A 16,563-nucleotide genomic window follows, 5' to 3' on the forward strand; every position below is an offset into this window, starting at 1 on the left:
ATTTTGAATATGTTCACCCATCAAAGTGTGGGGGGCTTGCTGCCGCTAGCGGCCGTCAAGTCACCATTGAGGCCGGTGGGAGCCCAATTCTCCCGCCGGCAAATCCCATTGCAATGGCGTACCGCTGATAGTCAGCGGGGGCAGCAGCCGATGGGCCTGGCCCCAGGCGGTCTGTTCGACGACCAGGCCTTGATCCCCTGGTTCTTCCTCGCGCAACGACGGTTGCTCGGGCACTTGGCCTGCTTGCACCAGTAACGTTGCGGTGCGTGCCAACGACAACCGCGCCGAACCACCGCGCCCCGACTGCAGCCGTTCGCCCAGCGCCTGAATCGCACTGGCCGCCATCAGATACCCGGTCGCGTGATCCAGCGCCTGCAACGGCAGTGGCACCGGTTTATCCGCGTGTTTCCAGAGCATGCCGGCCTCGGCGATCCCGCTGCTCATCTGCACCAGGCTGTCGAAGCCCCGGCGATTACGCCACGGGCCGCTCCAGCCGTAGGCGTTGAGGCTGACGTCGATCAGGCCTGGGGCGAGGTGTTGCAGTTCGGGGGCGGTGTAGCCCAGATGCTCCAGGGCGTCAGCGCGGTATCCGTGGAACAGGATGTCGGCGTCCCTGAGCAAACGCTCGAAAACCCGCCGACCTTCGGGCGTTTTCAGGTCCAGGCGCGCGCAGCGTTTGCCCAGGGTCATTTCCGGGACTACACCGGGTTCGTTCCAGGTGGGTGAGTCGATGCGCAGTACATCCGCGCCGAGGCCGGCAAGGAAACGACTGGCCACCGGGCCGGCCAATACGCGGGTCAGGTCCAGCACCTTGAGGCCGGCCAGCGGGCGTGCCAGCGAACCGTGCCAGGGTTTGTCGGTCGTGGTTTCGAAGGTCTGGCGTTGGACCAGCGCCTCGGCGTTCACCGCCAACCCCTGCGGATGTTGCTGCCAGGCTTGCCAGGCACGCATCTGCGCGGCGCAGCCACCTTGGTCGACAATCGCCTGTTCCAGTTCTGCCGCGTTCCACGCCGCGACCTTGCCGGCCATCCCGGCGCGGTCGGCGACCTTGCCCAGCACCCGCTCGGCGGCGGCACGGTGATGAGGCGCGTTGGTATGCAGGCGAATCCAGCCATCGGCGCTGGCGTAATCGCCGGCCACCGGATCCCACAACGGTGGCACTTGCCAGCCCAGCGGGCGGATCGAGGACGAGAACCAGAAAGAGGCGAGGCGTCGGTCCACACTCACCTCGGGCTGGCGCCCGGTCTGTTGCCGGATCAACTGGGCGACGGCCTGCCCGGCGGCGCCGATGCTGGCACTGGCCAGCTCGGTGACAGCGAAGGTCGAGGGCAGGGCGCCAGCCTCGGTGAAGGTCAGCGGGGCGTGGGGTAGATCGAGTGCGGCTTGGATGGGAGTCAGCAGGTCAGTCATCAAAGGCCCTCCGTAAGAGAAAGGCCACTATAGAAGATCATCACACCGGCGTGACAACTCCCGGTTCCAACGGCAGGTCGATGCTGGCGATAAAACCACCGGTTGGGTGATTGGCCAGGATCAGGCTGCCACCGTGGCGTTCGGCCGCGCGTCGCGCGATCGCCAGGCCCAGGCCGTGGCCTTGGGCGGTCTGGCCGGGAGCGCGGTAGAACGGTTCACCGAGTTGGCTCAGGTGTTCGGCGTCCACGCCGGGGCCATGGTCGCGCACGCTGATCAGGATACGTTCGCCCTGGCGCTGGGCGTGCAAATCGATCGGTTGCCCCGGCGGGTTGAAGCGCTGGGCATTGCGCAGCAGGTTATCCACAGCCCGTTCGATCATGGTCGGCCAGCCCTTCAGTTGCAGGTCGGCGTCGGTGCTCAGTTGCACCACCTGGTCCGGCGCGCTGAGTTGGGCATCCTTTTGCAGGGTTTTGAGCAGGGGGATGAGGTCGATGTCTTCGGCGCTGGCATTGTCGGCATCGACGCGGGCCAGCACCAGGATCTCGCTGATCAGCGCTTCCAGGCGGTCGCATTCGCGGGTCAGGCGTGGCCAGAGTTTTTCCCGTTCTTCGGGGCTGGCGCGCTCGGCCAAGGCCAGGGCGATGCGCAGGCGCGCGAGGGGCGAGCGCAGCTCATGGGACACGTCGCGCAGCAGCTGGCGTTGACTGCCGATCAGGCTTTGCAGGCGTGCGCCCATGCGGTTGAAGTCGGTGGCGAGTACGCCGAACTCATCGCGGCGGTTAGCCAGTTGCGCCAGGCTGTTCTGCTGGTAGGTGGCCTGGCCGAGGTCATGCACGGCGCCGCGCAGGCGGCTTAGTGGGCGGGTGATGGACAAGGTGACGAACAGGCTGAACAAGGTCAGTACCACCAGGGCAATCGTCAGTGCGCTCAAGGGCCATGCCAGGCTGCTGCGGTGCCACTCGTCCAGTTCCGGGTGCGGGATGCGGTAGATCAACAGGTAGGTGTCGCCGGTCTTCTCGCTGGTGTACTCGGCGGTCAGGCGTCGCCAGGGCAGATGGCCTTCCTTGCTGTCGTTCTGTCGGGCTTCAAAGGCGGCGGCGCGGCGCGGGAAGGTGCCGCGCACCACCGGCTCGCCACTTTCGTTGAGCACTTGCACGTCGATGTGGTACTGGCGCTTGCGCTGTTGCAGCAGGTCCTGGGCAGCATCCTCACCCTGGGTTTCGTAGAGCTGGGTCCAATCTTGCGCGAGGTTATTGAGGCCGGGGTGGCGGCTGAGAATCCAGGCATCCTGGTTAAGCATGTGCCCAAGCAGGATCGACAACCCGGCAACCAGGGCGATGGCCAGCCAGAAACTGGCCAGGATGCGCCAGAACAATGAACGCACAGGAAACCCTCAAACAGGAAAAGCCCAGTGGCGGTGGCCACTGGGCTGGGAGTGTTAACGCGGGTGCATTATTGCGCTTTTTGCGGCTGTTGCGCTTTCCAGGCCTGGAATTCCTTCCATTCTGCACGGCGCTGTTCTTGCTTCTTGACGATCTCGTCGAACTTCTTCTGCTGGTCAGGCTTGAGCACCGCGCGGATATCGGCCTGGGTCTTCTGCTTGCCGGCGGCGATTTCATCCTGCATGGCTTTCTGGTCGGCGGCCGGGAGTTTGTCCAGGTACTTTTTGACCAGGTCCTTGCGAGCGTGCCATTGGTCACCCATCAGCTTGCCGATCTGCTCGCGCTGTTCGCGGCTCAGGTCCAGTTGGCTGAAGGGGCCGCCTTTGCCGCGCGGACCGTGTTCACCGCCGTGGCCCGGGCCACCCATCATGTGCCCTTCAGGGCCGCCCATCGGGCCCGGGCCTTCAGGCAGTGCGGCCATGGCAACGGTCGGCAGGGCGGCGGCGAACATCAAAGCGATAAGGGTCTTGCGCATGGTGATTCTCCTGTCTCTATTCCGGTGAGTCCGGATGTGAGTAGATTACGGAGATCAAGGTCAGCCGCCGTCAGGAGAGGGTAAAGGTTTGGTAAGGGGGGCGGCAGCTGCAAGTTTTTAGCTGCAAGCGGCAAGTAACAGCTTTTCACTTGCCGCTTGTAGCTTGCAACTTATAGCTGCCTCTAGAGGCTGTAATAGTAGCCCCGGCTGCGCAACGCCACGATCCGTGGCCGGCCATCGGGGTGAGGGCCGATCTTCTTGCGCAGGTTGCTGACGTGCATGTCCAGGCTGCGATCGTAAAGGGTCAGCTTGCGGCCCAGGGCGATCTGCGCCAGTTCCTGCTTGTCCAGCGGTTCGCCGGGCTGGCGCAATAATGCTTCCAGCAGGCGGCTTTCGGAGACGGTGAGGGTGAACTCCTGCTCATCGATGCTGACCACGCCGCGCACCGGGCTGAAGCACAGGTCGCCCAGTTCCAGTTGGCTGGACACGGCCGCCGGGTGGCTGCGGCGCAATACCGCGCGCAGGCGCGCGGTGAGTTCGCGTGGGTCGCAGGGCTTGGCCAGGTAGTCGTCGGCGCCCAATTCCAGGCCGAGGATGCGGTCCAGGGGTTCGCCCCGCGCCGAAAGCATCAGCACCGGCAGCTCCGGATGGTCGTTGCGCAATTGCTTGAGCAGCTCCAGGCCGCTGCCGTCGGGCAGCATCACATCCAGTACCACCGCCGCCGGGGCGCTGTCGGCCAAGGCCTTGCGCGCGCTCAAGCCATCGTGGCAGGCGCGCACCTGGAAACCTTCCTGGCTCAGCCAACTGCTCAGCAGCTCGCAGAGCTCCTGGTCATCATCTATCAGTAACAGCTCGCTCATGACTCACTCAATTTAGCCATTGTCGACGGCGACGGTGCCCACCGCTGGCGAAGATCCCGCACAACAGGGCGATCAGTGCGACGGCCCCACCCGTGACGAACCATTGTTGCTGCTCGGTCAGCCAGCGGGTCAAGGCGCCGCCCTGTGCATCTTTGAGTTGCTGGGCCAGGCGTTGGTTCTCCTGGCGAAGGCGACTCAATTGAGCGCTTTCGCGCGTGGCATCCGCGCTTTGCAGTTGCTTGCTCAGTTCTTCACGCTGCCGCTCGCTTTCTTTCAAGCGTTGCTGCAACTCGGTGATCTGGGCGCCGGCGCTCAAGGACAGGGGCGTGGAACTGCCGGTGCTCGAGGTTTCTTCAGCGTGGGCCGTAGCCCCGATCATTAACACTGCCAACAGACACAACTGACGTAAGCGCATCGGAACTCCTGATTCCACACGAATATTCAGAACGTTGTCGGCAGGTTGCCGAAAATAATGAGCAATTAGGAGTGCGCCGTACTCAATAGGTTCGGCGCAATCGGGATCAGGGCAGGACTTGCTTGAAGGGTTTGATCACTACGTCGGCGTAGACCCCTGCGGCGACATAGGGATCGGCCTTGGCCCAGGCCTGGGCATCGGCCAGCGAGGCGAACTCGGCGACGATCAGGCTACCGGTAAAACCGGCGTCGCCCGGGTCGTTGCTGTCCACGGCCGGGTGCGGGCCGGCCAGCACGATGCGGCCTTCGGCTTGAAGGACTTTCAGGCGCTCGACGTGGGCCGGGCGCACGGACAGGCGTTTTTCCAGCGAGTTGGCAACGTCGGTGGCAATGATGGCGTAGAGCATGTCAGTCCTCGGTTTTCGGCGTAGTAGGCTCGGTGTCATGCAGGTGGCGCGACAGGTAGATGCCCTGGGCGACCAGGAACAGCACGGTCATGCCCAGGCTGCCGAACACTTTGAAGTCGACCCAGTAGTCCTGGAAGGTAAACGCCACGAACAGGTTGGCGGCACCGCAGAAGATGAAAAACACGATCCAGGCCACGTTCAAGCGTGTCCACACCGGTTCCGGCAGGGTCAGTGCGTGGCCCATGATCCGCTTGATCAGCAGGCGATCACCGATGAAGTGGCTGCCGATGAATGCCAGGGCGAACAGCCAGTTCACCACCGGCGCTTTCCATTTAAGGAAGGTTTCGCTGTGGAAGGCCAGGGTCAGGCTGCCGAAGACCAGGCAGGCGACCAGGGTCAGCCACTGGCTTTTTTCCAGTTTGCGCTGGGAAATGAAGATGGCGCCGTAGACCACCACAGAGCTGATGATGAGCACGGCGGTGGCGCTGTAGATGCCGCCGACAGTCAGCTCATGGCCGGCCAGGTCGATGACCCTGGGGTCGAGTTTGTAAACGATGAAAAACAGCAACAGCGGGATGAAGTCGATGAATTGTTTCACAGTAAGAGCCAGAAGCTGGATGTGGCGGCATAATAACAAACATCCTTGGTTGCGATAGCGCCAGCTGACTTGAGGTTACACACCCCCGTGAATGTTGATTTGCACTGCCACAGCACGGCCTCCGACGGCGCCCTGGCGCCCGCGGTACTGGTTGCGCGTGCGTTTGAAAAAGGCGTGCGAGTCCTCTCGTTGACCGACCACGACACCCTCGAAGGCCTCGACGAAGCGCGTACAACGGCCCATGCCCTGGGCATGCAACTGGTCAACGGGGTGGAATTGTCCTGCACCTGGGGCGGCGCCACCATTCATGTGCTCGGCTACGGCTTCGATCAAAAAGCGCCGCCGCTGGTGGAGGCTATCGCGCAATTGCACGATGGCCGCTGGCTGCGGTCCGAAGAAATAAGCCGAAAACTCAGCCTCAAAGGCATGCCCAACGCCCTCGACGGCGCCCGCGCCCTCCAGCAGGAACTGGGTGACAGCGGCAACGCGCCGGCCCGTCCGCACTTTGCCGACTGGATGGTGCGTGAGGGTTTTGTCAAAGACCGCGCCGAAGCCTTTCGCAAGTGGCTGGGCGCCGGCAAGTTGGGCGATGTGAAGCAACATTGGCCGACCCTCGAAGACACCGTCGAGACTCTGCGGGCCTCCGGAGCCTGGGTCAGCCTGGCGCATCCCTGGCATTACGATTTCACCCGCAGCAAACGTCGCAAGCTGATTGGCGACTATATTGGAGCGGGCGGTCACGCGATCGAAGTGGTCAACGGCTTTCAACCCGCCGAACAGGTGGGCAGCCTGGCGATCCTTGCTCGCGAATTTGGTCTGCTGGTCAGCGCCGGCAGTGACTTTCATGGCCCTGGCGGCTGGTCCGAGATCGGCGAGTACCGCGCGGTCCCGGAAGATTTGCCGCTGTTGTGGGGGAGATTCAAGCATGACCCCATTATTGCCACCGTCTGAACAGGTAGAACCCGTGAGTCAATTCTTCCAGATTCATCCGGAAAACCCCCAGGCGCGCCTGATCAAGCAGGCCGTAGAGATCATTCGCGCCGGCGGTGTGGTGATCTACCCAACCGATTCGTCATACGCCATCGGTTGCCAGATCGGTGACAAGGGCGCAGTCGAGCGTGTCAGACGCCTGCGCCAGCTGGATGACAAGCACAACTTTGCGCTGATCTGTAGCGACTTGTCCCAGCTGGGCCTGTTCGCCAAGGTCGACACCGGCACCTTCCGCCTGCTCAAGGCCCACACGCCAGGGCCCTACACTTTTATCCTCAACGCCACCCGCGAAGTGCCGCGCCTGCTGCTGCACCCGAAAAAACGCACCATCGGCCTGCGGGTGCCGGAGCATCCCATCGCCCTGGCGTTGCTGGCCGAGCTGGGTGAGCCGCTGATGAGTGTGTCGCTGATCATGCCCGGCGACACCGAGCCCCTGGAAGACCCGTACGAGATGCGCCAATTGCTGGAAAAACAGGTGGACCTGATCATCGACGGCGGTTTCGGCGGCAACAAGGCCTCCACCGTGATCAACCTGGCCGACGGCGAACCTGAAGTGATCCGTGTCGGTTGCGGCGATCCTGCGCCCTTTATGGCCGAGGCCTGAATGTCAGCCGTGGAAACCGTCGACAGCCAGGCGGGCGCCCAGCAGGAGCTGCCGTTTGCCATGGTGTACGGCCAGGCGGTGCTGGAAATGCCGCTGGACCTGTACATTCCGCCGGACGCCCTGGAGGTCTTCCTTGAGGCTTTCGAGGGCCCGCTGGACTTGCTGCTGTACCTGATCCGCAAGCAGAACATCAACATCCTCGACATCCCGGTGGCGGAAATCACCCGCCAGTACATGGGCTATGTCGAGTTGATGCAGTCGGTACGCCTGGAACTGGCTGCCGAGTACCTGGTGATGGCCGCCATGCTCGCCGAGATCAAGTCGCGCATGCTGTTGCCGCGCGCGGAGACGGTCGAGGCCGAAGAGGACGACCCGCGCGCCGAACTGATCCGCCGGCTGCAGGAATACGAGCGCTTCAAGGCCGCCGCCGAAGGTATCGACGGCCTGAGCCGCGTCGGCCGCGACGTGGTGGTACCCAAGCTCGACGCCCCCGAAGCCCGCGCGCGCAAGCTGCTGCCGGACGTGAGCCTGGAAGAGTTGCTGATGTCCATGGCCGAGGTGCTGCGCCGTGGCGATATGTTTGAACACCACCAGGTCAGTCGCGAGGCCCTGTCCACCCGCGAGCGTATGAGCGATGTGCTCGAACGCCTCAAGGGCGGCGGGTTTGTGCCGTTTGTGGAGCTGTTCACGGCGGAAGAAGGGCGCCTGGGGGTGGTGGTGACCTTTATGGCGGTCCTCGAGCTGGTCAAGGAGTCCTTGGTCGAGCTGGTCCAGAATGAGCCTTTTGCGGCTATCCACGTGCGGGCGCGAGCCGAATAAAGAGCTGAAACGATGAATCTGACTGAACCCCGCGAATTGGCCCCGTTGCTGGAGGCCTTTCTCCTGGCCTCGGGTAAACCGCAATCCCTGGAGCGTCTGTTCGAACTGTTTGAGGAAGCCGAGCGCCCTGAACCGCCGGTGTTCAAGAAGGCGCTGGAAATCCTGCGCAAATCCTGCGACGGCCGCGCCTTTGAACTGCGTGAGGTGGCGTCGGGTTATCGCCTGCAGATCCGTGAGAAGTTTTCCCCGTGGGTCGGCCGCCTCTGGGAAGAGCGCCCGCAGCGCTATTCACGGGCGATGCTGGAGACCATGGCGCTGATCGCCTATCGCCAGCCCATCACCCGTGGCGAAATCGAGGACGTGCGGGGCGTGGCGGTCAACAGCCATATCGTCAAGACGCTGCTGGAGCGTGAGTGGATCCGCATCGTCGGCTACCGCGACGTGCCCGGCAAACCGGCGATGTTCGCCACCACCAAGGTGTTCCTCGACCATTTCAACCTGAAAAACCTCGACGACCTGCCGCCCCTGGCCGAATTGCGTGAGATGGAAGCCGAGCCGGTGCTCGACTTCGACGACGCCCCGGTCCCGTCGAGCCTGCAGGAACTGGCCGACGCCACCGCCGAGCCGGAAGAGCCCAAGGACGAAACCAGTTTCCACACGTTGTTGCTGGAACTGGACGACATGGAGCAGGGCATCAAGACCGACTTTGATGACTTGCTGCGCGATGGTGTGGCCGAGCCGGAAGCCCAGGTGAGCGTGGAGGTCGAACCTGAACCTGAGGACGATATCCTCGGCGTGGCCGAAGCCCGCGAAAAACTCCTGGCCGCCGTCGCCGCCCTCGAACAACCGCCCCTGAGCGACGAAGAAGACGAAGCCCGGGCCCTGGCCGAGGCGATTGAGAATGAACGCCGCCAGTTCGAAGACTGATGCAATCGAATGTGGGGCCTGGGGCATCACCGGTCGGCGGAAAAACCAATGGCCTGGCGCTTATCGACTAGTCTCTGATGCGCAATGCGCGCCATGGGCGTATGATTCGCGACCCTTTGCCGACCTATTCGGCCAAAGCCCCGCTTTCAACACTCTTCAGGCCACGCCTGAATCGACCCACCGGGAGGTGCTTAAGATGAACGATAAAGACCAGAACGACAGCCAGGAAATCGGCCCAGCAGGCGAAAAGCTGCAAAAGGTGCTGGCGCGTATCGGCGTGGGCTCGCGCCGCGACGTCGAAGCCTGGATCACCCAGAAGCGCATCAAGGTCAACGGCGTCGAGGCCACCCTTGGCCAGCGCGTCGACCTGCACGATGCAATCACCATTGATGGCAAGGTCATCAAGCGTGAAGAGGCCGCCGAATCGGTGCGCCGCGTGATCATGTACAACAAGCCCGATGGCGAGATCTGCACCCGTGACGACCCGGAAGGCCGTCCGACCGTGTTCGACAAGATGCCCAAGCCCAAAGAAGGCCGTTGGATCAACATCGGTCGTCTCGACATCAACACCACCGGCTTGCTGATGTTCACCACCGACGGTGAACTGGCCAACCGCCTGATGCACCCGTCCTACGAGATGGACCGCGAATACGCCGTGCGTGTGCGTGGTGAAGTCGATGATGAGATGATCGAACGCCTCAAGGCCGGCGTGGTGCTGGAAGACGGCCCGGCCAAGTTCACCGACATCAAGCAAGCGCCGGGCGGTGAAGGTTTCAACCACTGGTACCACTGCGTGGTGATGGAAGGGCGTAACCGTGAAGTGCGTCGCCTGTGGGAATCCCAGGGCCTGGTGGTCAGCCGCCTGAAGCGCGTGCGTTTTGGCCCGGTGTTCCTCAACTCCGACCTGCCGATGGGCCGCTGGCGCGAAATGAGCCAGTACGAAGTCGACATCCTCAGCGCCGAAGTCGGCCTGACGCCGGTCGCCATGCCGCAGATGAACGCCAAGAGCAAAGACAAGCTCGATCGTATGCAGCGTAAATCGTCGCGCCCCGTGGCCCGCACCGAACGTGTTGCCCGCACCCTGCGCCCGGCGCTGGATGCACCGGCTACCGGGGGGCGTATCTCACGTCAACCGCACATCGAAGGCGAGCGTCGCCCCACCGCGCCATCGCGCCAGGAAGGCGAACGTGCGCCACGCACCCCACGCCCAGCCGGTCGTGGTGACGCGCCAAGCGGTGGTCGCAGCAACCGTGGTGACGCCGGTCGCGGTGCTCCAGCATCCGATCACCCAGCCGACAGTGCCAACACCAAGCGCCCGGCCAAGCCAGCGCCGAAAAAGCGCCCAGGCCTGAAACTGGTCGCGGACGAGCCATCGGGCAAGCGCCGTGGCGCACCGGCCGGTTCAGGTCAACGTCCAGGCTTTGGTCGCAAGAAACCGCAGTGATGTAACCGCGGCACACAAACGCCAACCCTAGGGTTGGCGTTTGTGTGCCTTGGAATAGAGGTAAAACATGTGGGAGGGGGCTTGCTCCCGATAGCGGTGTATCAGCTTGCCAATCCGGCGACTGACGCACCGCTATCGGGAGCAAGCCCCCTCCCACAGTTGGATCTCCATCATTTTCAAGGTCGGTGATCAGAACGCAAAGGTGCCGTCAAAGACGGGTTTGTCATCCAACGCCAACACCCCACTGGCAAAGATCAGGTCCAGGTGATGGCTGCCTTTCTGCCCGCCACCCAAGCCCAGGTGCAAGCCGCAGTGGCGCTCCTCGAACCCGGCATTGCGCGCATACAGGTCCTTCACCCCTTCATTGGTGCCAATCCCCAGTTCCTCCACCCGGCGATTGGACGGGTTGGCATTCAGGTATTTATTGAAGTCGTCGGCCAGCCCCGGCACGTCACTGGCCACGCTGCAGATGGTCGAGTTTTCGATCCACAGTTCCAGTGGTGACTGCAGCACGCCGTACTTGCGTGCGAAGGGGATGGTGCTGAGAAAGGTGCCGACAAACCGCACCTGACCATTGATGGCCTCGCTGTGGGTGGCGATTTCGCCGGGGGCCAGGTCGTGGTTGCCGATGCCGTTGATATTGGTCCACTTCTTGATGCTGCTCATGGGCGCCTGCAGGCGTGAGCCGTGTTTGTCGGTAAAGCTCAGCACAGCGGCTTGGGACATGCGCCGGATCAGCGTGGCGTTGAGGTCGGCGATGCGCTGCGGCTCGACGCTGAAAGTGTCGTAGAAGTAGTCGCCGTAATCCTTGAACAGCAGGGATTTCTTCCAGTGTTCGGCCATCACGCCTTGCAGGGCACGGATGAAGTCCGGGCCTTCGGCGCGCGGGTTGGGCAGGGTGGAGGAATCGTAGAGGAACAGGTACAGGTCGCAGGCTTCGATGGCCTGGGCCAGGCTGTCGCTGTCGGCCAGGTCCAGGCGCTGCACCTGGAAGTTGAAACGGGCGGCGCTGCTCTGGGCGATCGCCTGGGCGATGGCGTCGTAGCGCTCGGTGTGGCCCAGCAGCACGGTGGGGCAGTTCAGGCCGCCGAGGGCCGGATGGTGTGCAAGGTAGTAGAGAAAGTGTTCAACGGCGCGGGCCTTGTCCATGACGTATGTCCTTGTGTGCCTTGGGTAAGGAGGCAGGTGCCGTGCACAGCACCTGCCGAATACGTGCCGGGTGTCAGAACGGCCACATCGCCGTGCCAAATGGCACCACGGCATCGGCTTGCATCATTTCAACGGCGGCCTCGTGGGTCGGCGCTTCAAACCAATCGTCGAGTTGCAGTTCGGTTTCCAGGTCGTTTTCCAGTGCTTGCATGGTGTATCTCCTAGAGGACGTTGTTTGAGAACGGCTTGCCAGCGGGCTTCGCTGGGCAAGTGAAAGAACCTAGGTGAGAGTGTTTGGTAATGCAAAAAATTTATTGACACGGTCTCATTTGGATTTTTTCTTCTGTTTTTTTCGCCGGCTTTTTTTCTTCAGGAAATACAGTGAGCTGGCGTCGCTAATGGTGATGAATTTTCTTACCGCCATTTTTTCAAAAACTTACAGCTGTAACGCAGATTTTCCATGCTGTAACGATTAATTTACGTGTACCTCGCGGCATGATTGGCCTATTTACCGCTGTAAGGAATACCTGACAGATCGTCGCACGTGCTCTGCGGGTGCGGCTTGAAGCTGTCGAGCGGTGTACAATGCGCCGCGTTTTACTGTGACCCCCTTGCGTAACCACGCAAAAGGCCAAGACCTCAGGGTTTACCCGCCCTGATCACTCCGCCTGGCCACGAGCCCGGCGGGTTCGATTTCGTCACAGATAAAAACAAACAGGTGACGCATGACCGTTAGAAAGACGCTGTATTCCTGGTGCCTGCGCTGGGGTTTGAGCGGCGCTGCTTGAGTCGGTAATTCAAGGCAGCAACCTGCATTCAACATCATCAAACCTTGCGTGAGACCCTTTTCATGAGTGAACCCCATTGCTCTTCAGGCGAGCTGAAACGCGGCCTGAAAAATCGGCATATCCAGTTGATCGCCCTTGGTGGCGCCATCGGCACCGGCCTGTTCCTGGGCTCGGCCGGCGTGCTCAAATCCGCCGGCCCGTCGATGATCCTGGGTTATGCCATCTGCGGCTTCATTGCCTTCATGATCATGCGCCAGCTCGGCGAAATGATCGTCGAAGAGCCGGTCGCCGGTTCCTTCAGCCACTTTGCCCACAAGTACTGGGGCGGTTTCGCCGGCTTCCTGTCGGGCTGGAACTGCTGGATCCTGTACATCCTGGTGGGCATGTCCGAGCTGACAGCCGTCGGCAAATACGTGCACTACTGGTGGCCGGAGATCCCGACCTGGGTCTCGGCGGCGGCGTTCTTCGTGCTGATCAACCTGATCAACCTGGCCAACGTCAAAGTCTTTGGTGAAGCGGAGTTCTGGTTCGCCATCATCAAGGTGGTCGCCATTGTCGGCATGATCGCCCTGGGCAGCTACCTGCTGGTCAGTGGCAGCGGCGGCCCGCAAGCCTCGGTGAGCAACCTGTGGGAACACGGCGGCTTCTTCCCCCATGGCGTCAGCGGCTTGGTGATGGCCATGGCGATCATCATGTTCTCCTTCGGCGGCCTGGAAATGCTCGGCTTTACCGCCGCCGAAGCCGACCAGCCACGCACTGTGATCCCCAAGGCGATCAACCAGGTGATCTACCGCATCCTGATCTTCTACATCGGCGCCCTGGTGGTGTTGCTGTCGCTGACACCATGGGACAGCCTGCTGGCCACCCTCAACGCCTCCGGCGATGCCTACAGTGGCAGCCCGTTCGTGCAGGTGTTCTCGATGCTGGGCAGCAACACCGCCGCGCATATCCTCAACTTCGTGGTGTTGACGGCGGCGTTGTCGGTGTACAACAGCGGCACCTACTGCAACAGCCGCATGCTGCTGGGCATGGCCGAGCAGGGGGATGCGCCCAGGGCGCTGGCCAAGATCGACAAGCGCGGCGTGCCAGTGCGTTCGATCCTCGCTTCGGCGGCGGTCACGCTGGTGGCGGTGTTGATGAACTACTTCATTCCGCAACATGCGCTGGAACTGCTGATGTCACTGGTGGTGGCCACGCTGGTGATCAACTGGGCAATGATCAGCTTCTCCCACTTCAAGTTCCGCCAGCACATGAACCGCACCGGCCAGGCGCCGTTGTTCAAGGCGCTGTGGTACCCGTACGGCAACTATGTGTGCCTGGCGTTCGTGGTGTTTATCCTGGTGATCATGCTGATGATTCCGGGGATCCAGGTGTCGGTGTACGCGATCCCGGTGTGGGTGGCGTTTATGGCGGTGTGTTATTGGATCAAGAACAAGCGCAGTGCTGAAGCGGCGTTGAACACCGCGAGTGCGGCGTTGAAGTAAACAGGTGCCTACCTGGAAAACCCCGCATCCTGTATAGGGCGCGGGGTTTTTGCATTTTGAAGCCGTCAACTTTTTGAAATCACACCGCTCATGTATTCATTCAAGTCGCGAAAGTCCTTAACGTTCCAGGCATGCGGCGGGACCTTTACTCCATTCTCGCGCAGCGTTTTTGGGATCAGGTCTCCATTCGGGCGAAGTATGACCGACGACACAATAACGCCCGGGTAAGCCGCCAGCCGTTTTTTGAAGGCTGGGGTTGTCAGGTCAGGTGTAGGCGGGTTGCTTTTCCTGGCCAACGGTCCCGTTGCCTTGAGGTCTGGCCCGTGGCACATGGCGCAGCGCTGTGAATAGAGGTTTTTGCCATTGGCGTTATCTGCAAAGGACAGTGACGTTTGAATGAGTGATAAGGTGCCGAGCAAAGTGATCAATAGTCTTTTCATTGTCATGCGTCCTTGTTGTCGAGGTTGTTGTCCTGATTGGGCGTGTCTGTTGCCTAGGGTTTATTGAGTGATGCTGGTTATTTCCAACAACGTGCACCTGCCCGATGCCGAAATCGAGTTGACCGCCATCCGCGCCCAGGGCGCCGGAGGGCAGAACGTCAACAAGGTGTCGAGCGCGGTGCACCTGCGGTTCGATATTCCGGCGTCGTCGCTGCCGGCGTTCTACAAGGAGCGACTGCTGGCACTGCGTGACAGCCGTATCACCAGCGAAGGCGTGCTGGTACTCAAGGCCCAGCAGTACCGGACCCAGGAACAGAACCGCGCCGACGCGCTGGAACGCCTGGTGGAGCTGATCCTCACTGCCACCAAGGTCGAGAAGAAGCGCCGCCCGACCAAGCCCACCCTGGGCTCGAAAAAGCGGCGCCTGGAATCCAAGACCAAGCGCGGCAGCATCAAGGCCGGGCGCGGCAAGGTCGACTTCTAGGCATCGCGCGCTTCGCGGGCCTTGGGCGCTTGCCGGTACAGGTAGACACTCAGCAGCAGCCCACCGAGGGCGGCGAGGGCGGCGAACAGGAAGATCGACGCAAAGCCGAAACCTGCCGCCACGGCCCCGGCCAGCGGCCCGGTAATGCCCAGCGACAGGTCGATAAACAGCGAATAGGCGCCCACCGCCGAACCACGGCTGGACGCGGGCACCAGGTTGACCGCCTCCACTCCCAGCGCCGGAAACACCAGGGAAAAGCCGAAACCGCTCAACGCTGCGCCGGCCAGGGCCAGGTTGGCATCCGGCGCCAACCACAACAGCAGCAGGCCGAGGATCTCCACCGACAGGCAGGCGATCGCCACGCGAAAGCCGCCGATACGGTTGATCAAGTTGCCGAACAGCAGGCGTGCACCGATAAAGCTGGCGCCGAACAGGCTCAATGCCCACACCGCATTATCCCAATGCTGAGTGGTGTAATACAGGGTGATAAAGGTGGCGATGGTGCCAAAGCCGATCGAGCCCAGGGCCAACGCGCAACCGTGGGGCAACACCCGGCCCAGTACATTCATGAACGGCAGGCGCACGCCGGCGACGATGGGCGCAGCCACTTTGTTCCAGGCCAGCAACAGGCCGACGACCGCCAGCAGGATAATGCTGACGCCCATGCTCCACAGCCCGAAATTCCTCACCAGCAGCACGCCCAACGGTGCACCGACCGCCAGCGCGCCGTAACTGGCGATACCGTTCCACGAAATGACCTTGGCGGTATTGGCCGCGCCCACCCGGCCAATGCCCCAGCCGATGGCGCCTGAGCCCACCAGGCTTTCTGCGCTGCCCAGTACCAATCGACCGATGAGCAGGCTGGCCAGGCTGACGGCCGGCACGCTCGAAAACCACGCCGCAAGCAACATGAACACGCCGCTCGCGCCGCAGCCCACCAGGCCGATCAGCACCGCCCGCTTGCTGCCCAGGTTGTCGATGATTTTGCCTGCATACGGGCGGCTCAACAGCGTGGCCAGGTATTGCACGCTGATCACCAGGCCGGCGATCACCGCGCCGTAGCCCAGTTCACTGTGGACATAGCCCGGCAACACGGCCAGGGGAATGCCGATATTCAGGTAGCCGATAAAGGTGAACAACACGATGGAAACAACTTGCAGCGTGACCGCCATGGGGCGCTGGGTATCTGGCATGGGAGAGGTCCACTGTCGCAGCAGGTAAAGATAGGCTGCTAATGATACCGGGGCTTGGGCGTGCGCAGGGCGGTAAAACGCAAAAACGTCAGATCAAAAAGACGTCAGGCTTGAAGGGGGGCGAGTAACTGGGTGGTGACCAGGGCGGCCAGGGCGTTTTCCTGGGTGCCGAAGCGCTTGAGCAGCAAGGCTTGTTTGTCCGCGCTGAGGCGGTTCCACACGTCGACCATCTGCAGGGCGGTGTCGAGTACGGCGGTGTCCGGGAGGGTGTCTGTCATGGCGGGTACCTCGGGGTGATTCAGGCAGTGTGGAAAGCGTTCAAAGGTCCGCTTTCCACACGGTCTGGTACGGCGTCAGTCCTGGCTCTTGCTGTCGACTGGTTTTGCTTGTTTGGCCTCAGGCTGCTTCGCGCTGGCCTGCTGCGGTGTTGGCTGCTCAGTTTCGTGCAGGCTTGGGAAGGGGAGATTAGGTATCTCGTGCATCGTCGTCGCTCCTCGCAAAGTCTGTTTTTTCAATCGCAGGTGATTCCGCGCTCTCAAAAAGCCTTGGCAGGATACAGCACTGTAAATGACAAAAAGACTTTTATATCGCCGGGTGTACGAACCTTTTATCGTTTTTACGCAAGTGACAAGAGG

General features: G+C 61.9%; 19 protein-coding genes. 7 read left to right on the forward strand and 12 right to left on the reverse strand.

Annotated elements, in window-relative coordinates:
• Positions 1–60: 60 nt before the first annotated feature.
• From V3W40_RS24715 to V3W40_RS24745, 7 genes are all read right to left on the reverse strand, one after another.
• On the reverse strand, positions 61–1,410 hold the full coding sequence (locus V3W40_RS24715; RefSeq protein WP_330215795.1) for a CoA transferase: 1,350 nt from the start codon (positions 1,408–1,410) through the stop codon (positions 61–63).
• Between the two features lie 40 nt (positions 1,411–1,450).
• Positions 1,451–2,794 carry a sensor histidine kinase gene (locus V3W40_RS24720; RefSeq protein WP_330215796.1) on the reverse strand — a complete coding sequence of 448 codons (1,344 nt, stop codon included), beginning with the start codon at positions 2,792–2,794 and terminating at the stop codon, positions 1,451–1,453.
• Between the two features lie 68 nt (positions 2,795–2,862).
• Positions 2,863–3,327 carry an LTXXQ domain protein gene (locus V3W40_RS24725; RefSeq protein ID WP_027605565.1) on the reverse strand — a complete coding sequence of 155 codons (465 nt, stop codon included), beginning with the start codon at positions 3,325–3,327 and terminating at the stop codon, positions 2,863–2,865.
• 182 nt (positions 3,328–3,509) lie between these two features.
• Positions 3,510–4,187: a response regulator transcription factor gene (locus V3W40_RS24730; RefSeq protein ID WP_027605566.1), complete on the reverse strand. Its 678-nt coding sequence runs from the start codon at positions 4,185–4,187 to the stop codon at positions 3,510–3,512.
• 7 nt (positions 4,188–4,194) lie between these two features.
• Positions 4,195–4,602, reverse strand: a complete 408-nt coding sequence (locus V3W40_RS24735) for a translation initiation factor 2 (RefSeq protein ID WP_027605567.1) — start codon at positions 4,600–4,602, stop codon at positions 4,195–4,197.
• Between the two features lie 106 nt (positions 4,603–4,708).
• Positions 4,709–5,008, reverse strand: a complete 300-nt coding sequence (locus V3W40_RS24740) for a YciI family protein (protein ID WP_027605568.1) — start codon at positions 5,006–5,008, stop codon at positions 4,709–4,711.
• A 1-nt stretch (position 5,009) separates the two neighbouring features.
• On the reverse strand, positions 5,010–5,606 hold the full coding sequence (locus V3W40_RS24745) for a septation protein A (protein WP_065925914.1): 597 nt from the start codon (positions 5,604–5,606) through the stop codon (positions 5,010–5,012).
• An 87-nt stretch (positions 5,607–5,693) separates the two neighbouring features.
• On the opposite strand from V3W40_RS24745, the gene V3W40_RS24750 reads away from it, so the two are divergent.
• The 5 genes from V3W40_RS24750 to rluB all read left to right on the forward strand — a co-directional run bounded on the left by V3W40_RS24750 (position 5,694) and on the right by rluB (position 10,390).
• The gene (locus V3W40_RS24750; protein ID WP_092488926.1) at positions 5,694–6,557 is read left to right on the forward strand and encodes a PHP domain-containing protein; all 864 of its coding nucleotides are present in this window, start codon (positions 5,694–5,696) and stop codon (positions 6,555–6,557) included.
• 13 nt (positions 6,558–6,570) lie between these two features.
• Complete coding sequence (locus tag V3W40_RS24755; RefSeq protein WP_027605571.1) at positions 6,571–7,200, forward strand: L-threonylcarbamoyladenylate synthase; 630 nt, start codon at positions 6,571–6,573, stop codon at positions 7,198–7,200.
• A 120-nt stretch (positions 7,201–7,320) separates the two neighbouring features.
• Positions 7,321–8,019: a segregation and condensation protein A gene (locus tag V3W40_RS24760; protein WP_169898658.1), complete on the forward strand. Its 699-nt coding sequence runs from the start codon at positions 7,321–7,323 to the stop codon at positions 8,017–8,019.
• A 12-nt stretch (positions 8,020–8,031) separates the two neighbouring features.
• Positions 8,032–8,946: an SMC-Scp complex subunit ScpB gene (gene scpB, locus V3W40_RS24765; protein ID WP_330215797.1), complete on the forward strand. Its 915-nt coding sequence runs from the start codon at positions 8,032–8,034 to the stop codon at positions 8,944–8,946.
• Between the two features lie 196 nt (positions 8,947–9,142).
• Positions 9,143–10,390, forward strand: a complete 1,248-nt coding sequence (gene rluB / locus V3W40_RS24770; RefSeq protein ID WP_027605574.1) for a 23S rRNA pseudouridine(2605) synthase RluB — start codon at positions 9,143–9,145, stop codon at positions 10,388–10,390.
• Between the two features lie 189 nt (positions 10,391–10,579).
• Here the strand turns inward: rluB and V3W40_RS24775 are convergent, their stop codons facing one another.
• Positions 10,580–11,539 carry a hypothetical protein gene (locus tag V3W40_RS24775; RefSeq protein ID WP_027605575.1) on the reverse strand — a complete coding sequence of 320 codons (960 nt, stop codon included), beginning with the start codon at positions 11,537–11,539 and terminating at the stop codon, positions 10,580–10,582.
• A gap of 73 nt (positions 11,540–11,612) precedes the next feature.
• Complete coding sequence (locus tag V3W40_RS24780; RefSeq protein ID WP_003175756.1) at positions 11,613–11,750, reverse strand: hypothetical protein; 138 nt, start codon at positions 11,748–11,750, stop codon at positions 11,613–11,615.
• A gap of 639 nt (positions 11,751–12,389) precedes the next feature.
• On the opposite strand from V3W40_RS24780, the gene V3W40_RS24785 reads away from it, so the two are divergent.
• Positions 12,390–13,811, forward strand: a complete 1,422-nt coding sequence (locus V3W40_RS24785; protein WP_065947874.1) for an amino acid permease — start codon at positions 12,390–12,392, stop codon at positions 13,809–13,811.
• A gap of 65 nt (positions 13,812–13,876) precedes the next feature.
• On the opposite strand, the gene V3W40_RS24790 is transcribed toward V3W40_RS24785, so the two are convergent.
• Positions 13,877–14,251: a cytochrome c gene (locus tag V3W40_RS24790; protein ID WP_065925921.1), complete on the reverse strand. Its 375-nt coding sequence runs from the start codon at positions 14,249–14,251 to the stop codon at positions 13,877–13,879.
• 70 nt (positions 14,252–14,321) lie between these two features.
• On the opposite strand from V3W40_RS24790, the gene arfB reads away from it, so the two are divergent.
• Positions 14,322–14,735 (forward strand): alternative ribosome rescue aminoacyl-tRNA hydrolase ArfB, encoded by a 414-nt coding sequence (gene arfB, locus V3W40_RS24795; RefSeq protein WP_065925922.1) that lies wholly within the window; start codon positions 14,322–14,324, stop codon positions 14,733–14,735.
• Here the strand turns inward: arfB and V3W40_RS24800 are convergent.
• Together V3W40_RS24800 and V3W40_RS24805 are read right to left on the reverse strand one after the other, a co-directional pair.
• Positions 14,732–15,928, reverse strand: coding sequence for an MFS transporter (locus tag V3W40_RS24800; RefSeq protein WP_065947872.1), 1,197 nt, complete (start codon positions 15,926–15,928; stop codon positions 14,732–14,734). The genes arfB and V3W40_RS24800 overlap by 4 nt on opposite strands.
• Positions 15,929–16,032: 104 nt before the next feature.
• The gene (locus V3W40_RS24805; RefSeq protein WP_162844272.1) at positions 16,033–16,206 is read right to left on the reverse strand and encodes a hypothetical protein; all 174 of its coding nucleotides are present in this window, start codon (positions 16,204–16,206) and stop codon (positions 16,033–16,035) included.
• Between the last annotated feature and the right edge of the window lie 357 nt (positions 16,207–16,563).

The organism is Pseudomonas sp. AM8 (genome assembly GCF_036346475.1).
In the GTDB taxonomy this organism is placed as follows: Bacteria; Pseudomonadota; Gammaproteobacteria; order Pseudomonadales; family Pseudomonadaceae; genus Aquipseudomonas; species Aquipseudomonas marginalis.

What these genes read in the sequence shown, in the direction of transcription:
- V3W40_RS24715 (WP_330215795.1), bottom strand. Translation starts at nt 1,410, where the DNA reads ATGACTGACCTGCTGACTCCCATCCAAGCCGCACTCGATCTACCCCAC.
- V3W40_RS24725 (WP_027605565.1), bottom strand. Translation starts at nt 3,327, where the DNA reads ATGCGCAAGACCCTTATCGCTTTGATGTTCGCCGCCGCCCTGCCGACC.
- V3W40_RS24730 (WP_027605566.1), bottom strand. Translation starts at nt 4,187, where the DNA reads ATGAGCGAGCTGTTACTGATAGATGATGACCAGGAGCTCTGCGAGCTG.
- V3W40_RS24735 (WP_027605567.1), bottom strand. Translation starts at nt 4,602, where the DNA reads ATGCGCTTACGTCAGTTGTGTCTGTTGGCAGTGTTAATGATCGGGGCT.
- V3W40_RS24740 (WP_027605568.1), bottom strand. Translation starts at nt 5,008, where the DNA reads ATGCTCTACGCCATCATTGCCACCGACGTTGCCAACTCGCTGGAAAAA.
- scpB (WP_330215797.1), top strand. Translation starts at nt 8,032, where the DNA reads ATGAATCTGACTGAACCCCGCGAATTGGCCCCGTTGCTGGAGGCCTTT.
- rluB (WP_027605574.1), top strand. Translation starts at nt 9,143, where the DNA reads ATGAACGATAAAGACCAGAACGACAGCCAGGAAATCGGCCCAGCAGGC.
- V3W40_RS24775 (WP_027605575.1), bottom strand. Translation starts at nt 11,539, where the DNA reads ATGGACAAGGCCCGCGCCGTTGAACACTTTCTCTACTACCTTGCACAC.
- V3W40_RS24780 (WP_003175756.1), bottom strand. Translation starts at nt 11,750, where the DNA reads ATGCAAGCACTGGAAAACGACCTGGAAACCGAACTGCAACTCGACGAT.
- V3W40_RS24785 (WP_065947874.1), top strand. Translation starts at nt 12,390, where the DNA reads ATGAGTGAACCCCATTGCTCTTCAGGCGAGCTGAAACGCGGCCTGAAA.
- V3W40_RS24790 (WP_065925921.1), bottom strand. Translation starts at nt 14,251, where the DNA reads ATGAAAAGACTATTGATCACTTTGCTCGGCACCTTATCACTCATTCAA.
- arfB (WP_065925922.1), top strand. Translation starts at nt 14,322, where the DNA reads ATGCTGGTTATTTCCAACAACGTGCACCTGCCCGATGCCGAAATCGAG.
- V3W40_RS24800 (WP_065947872.1), bottom strand. Translation starts at nt 15,928, where the DNA reads ATGCCAGATACCCAGCGCCCCATGGCGGTCACGCTGCAAGTTGTTTCC.
- V3W40_RS24805 (WP_162844272.1), bottom strand. Translation starts at nt 16,206, where the DNA reads ATGACAGACACCCTCCCGGACACCGCCGTACTCGACACCGCCCTGCAG.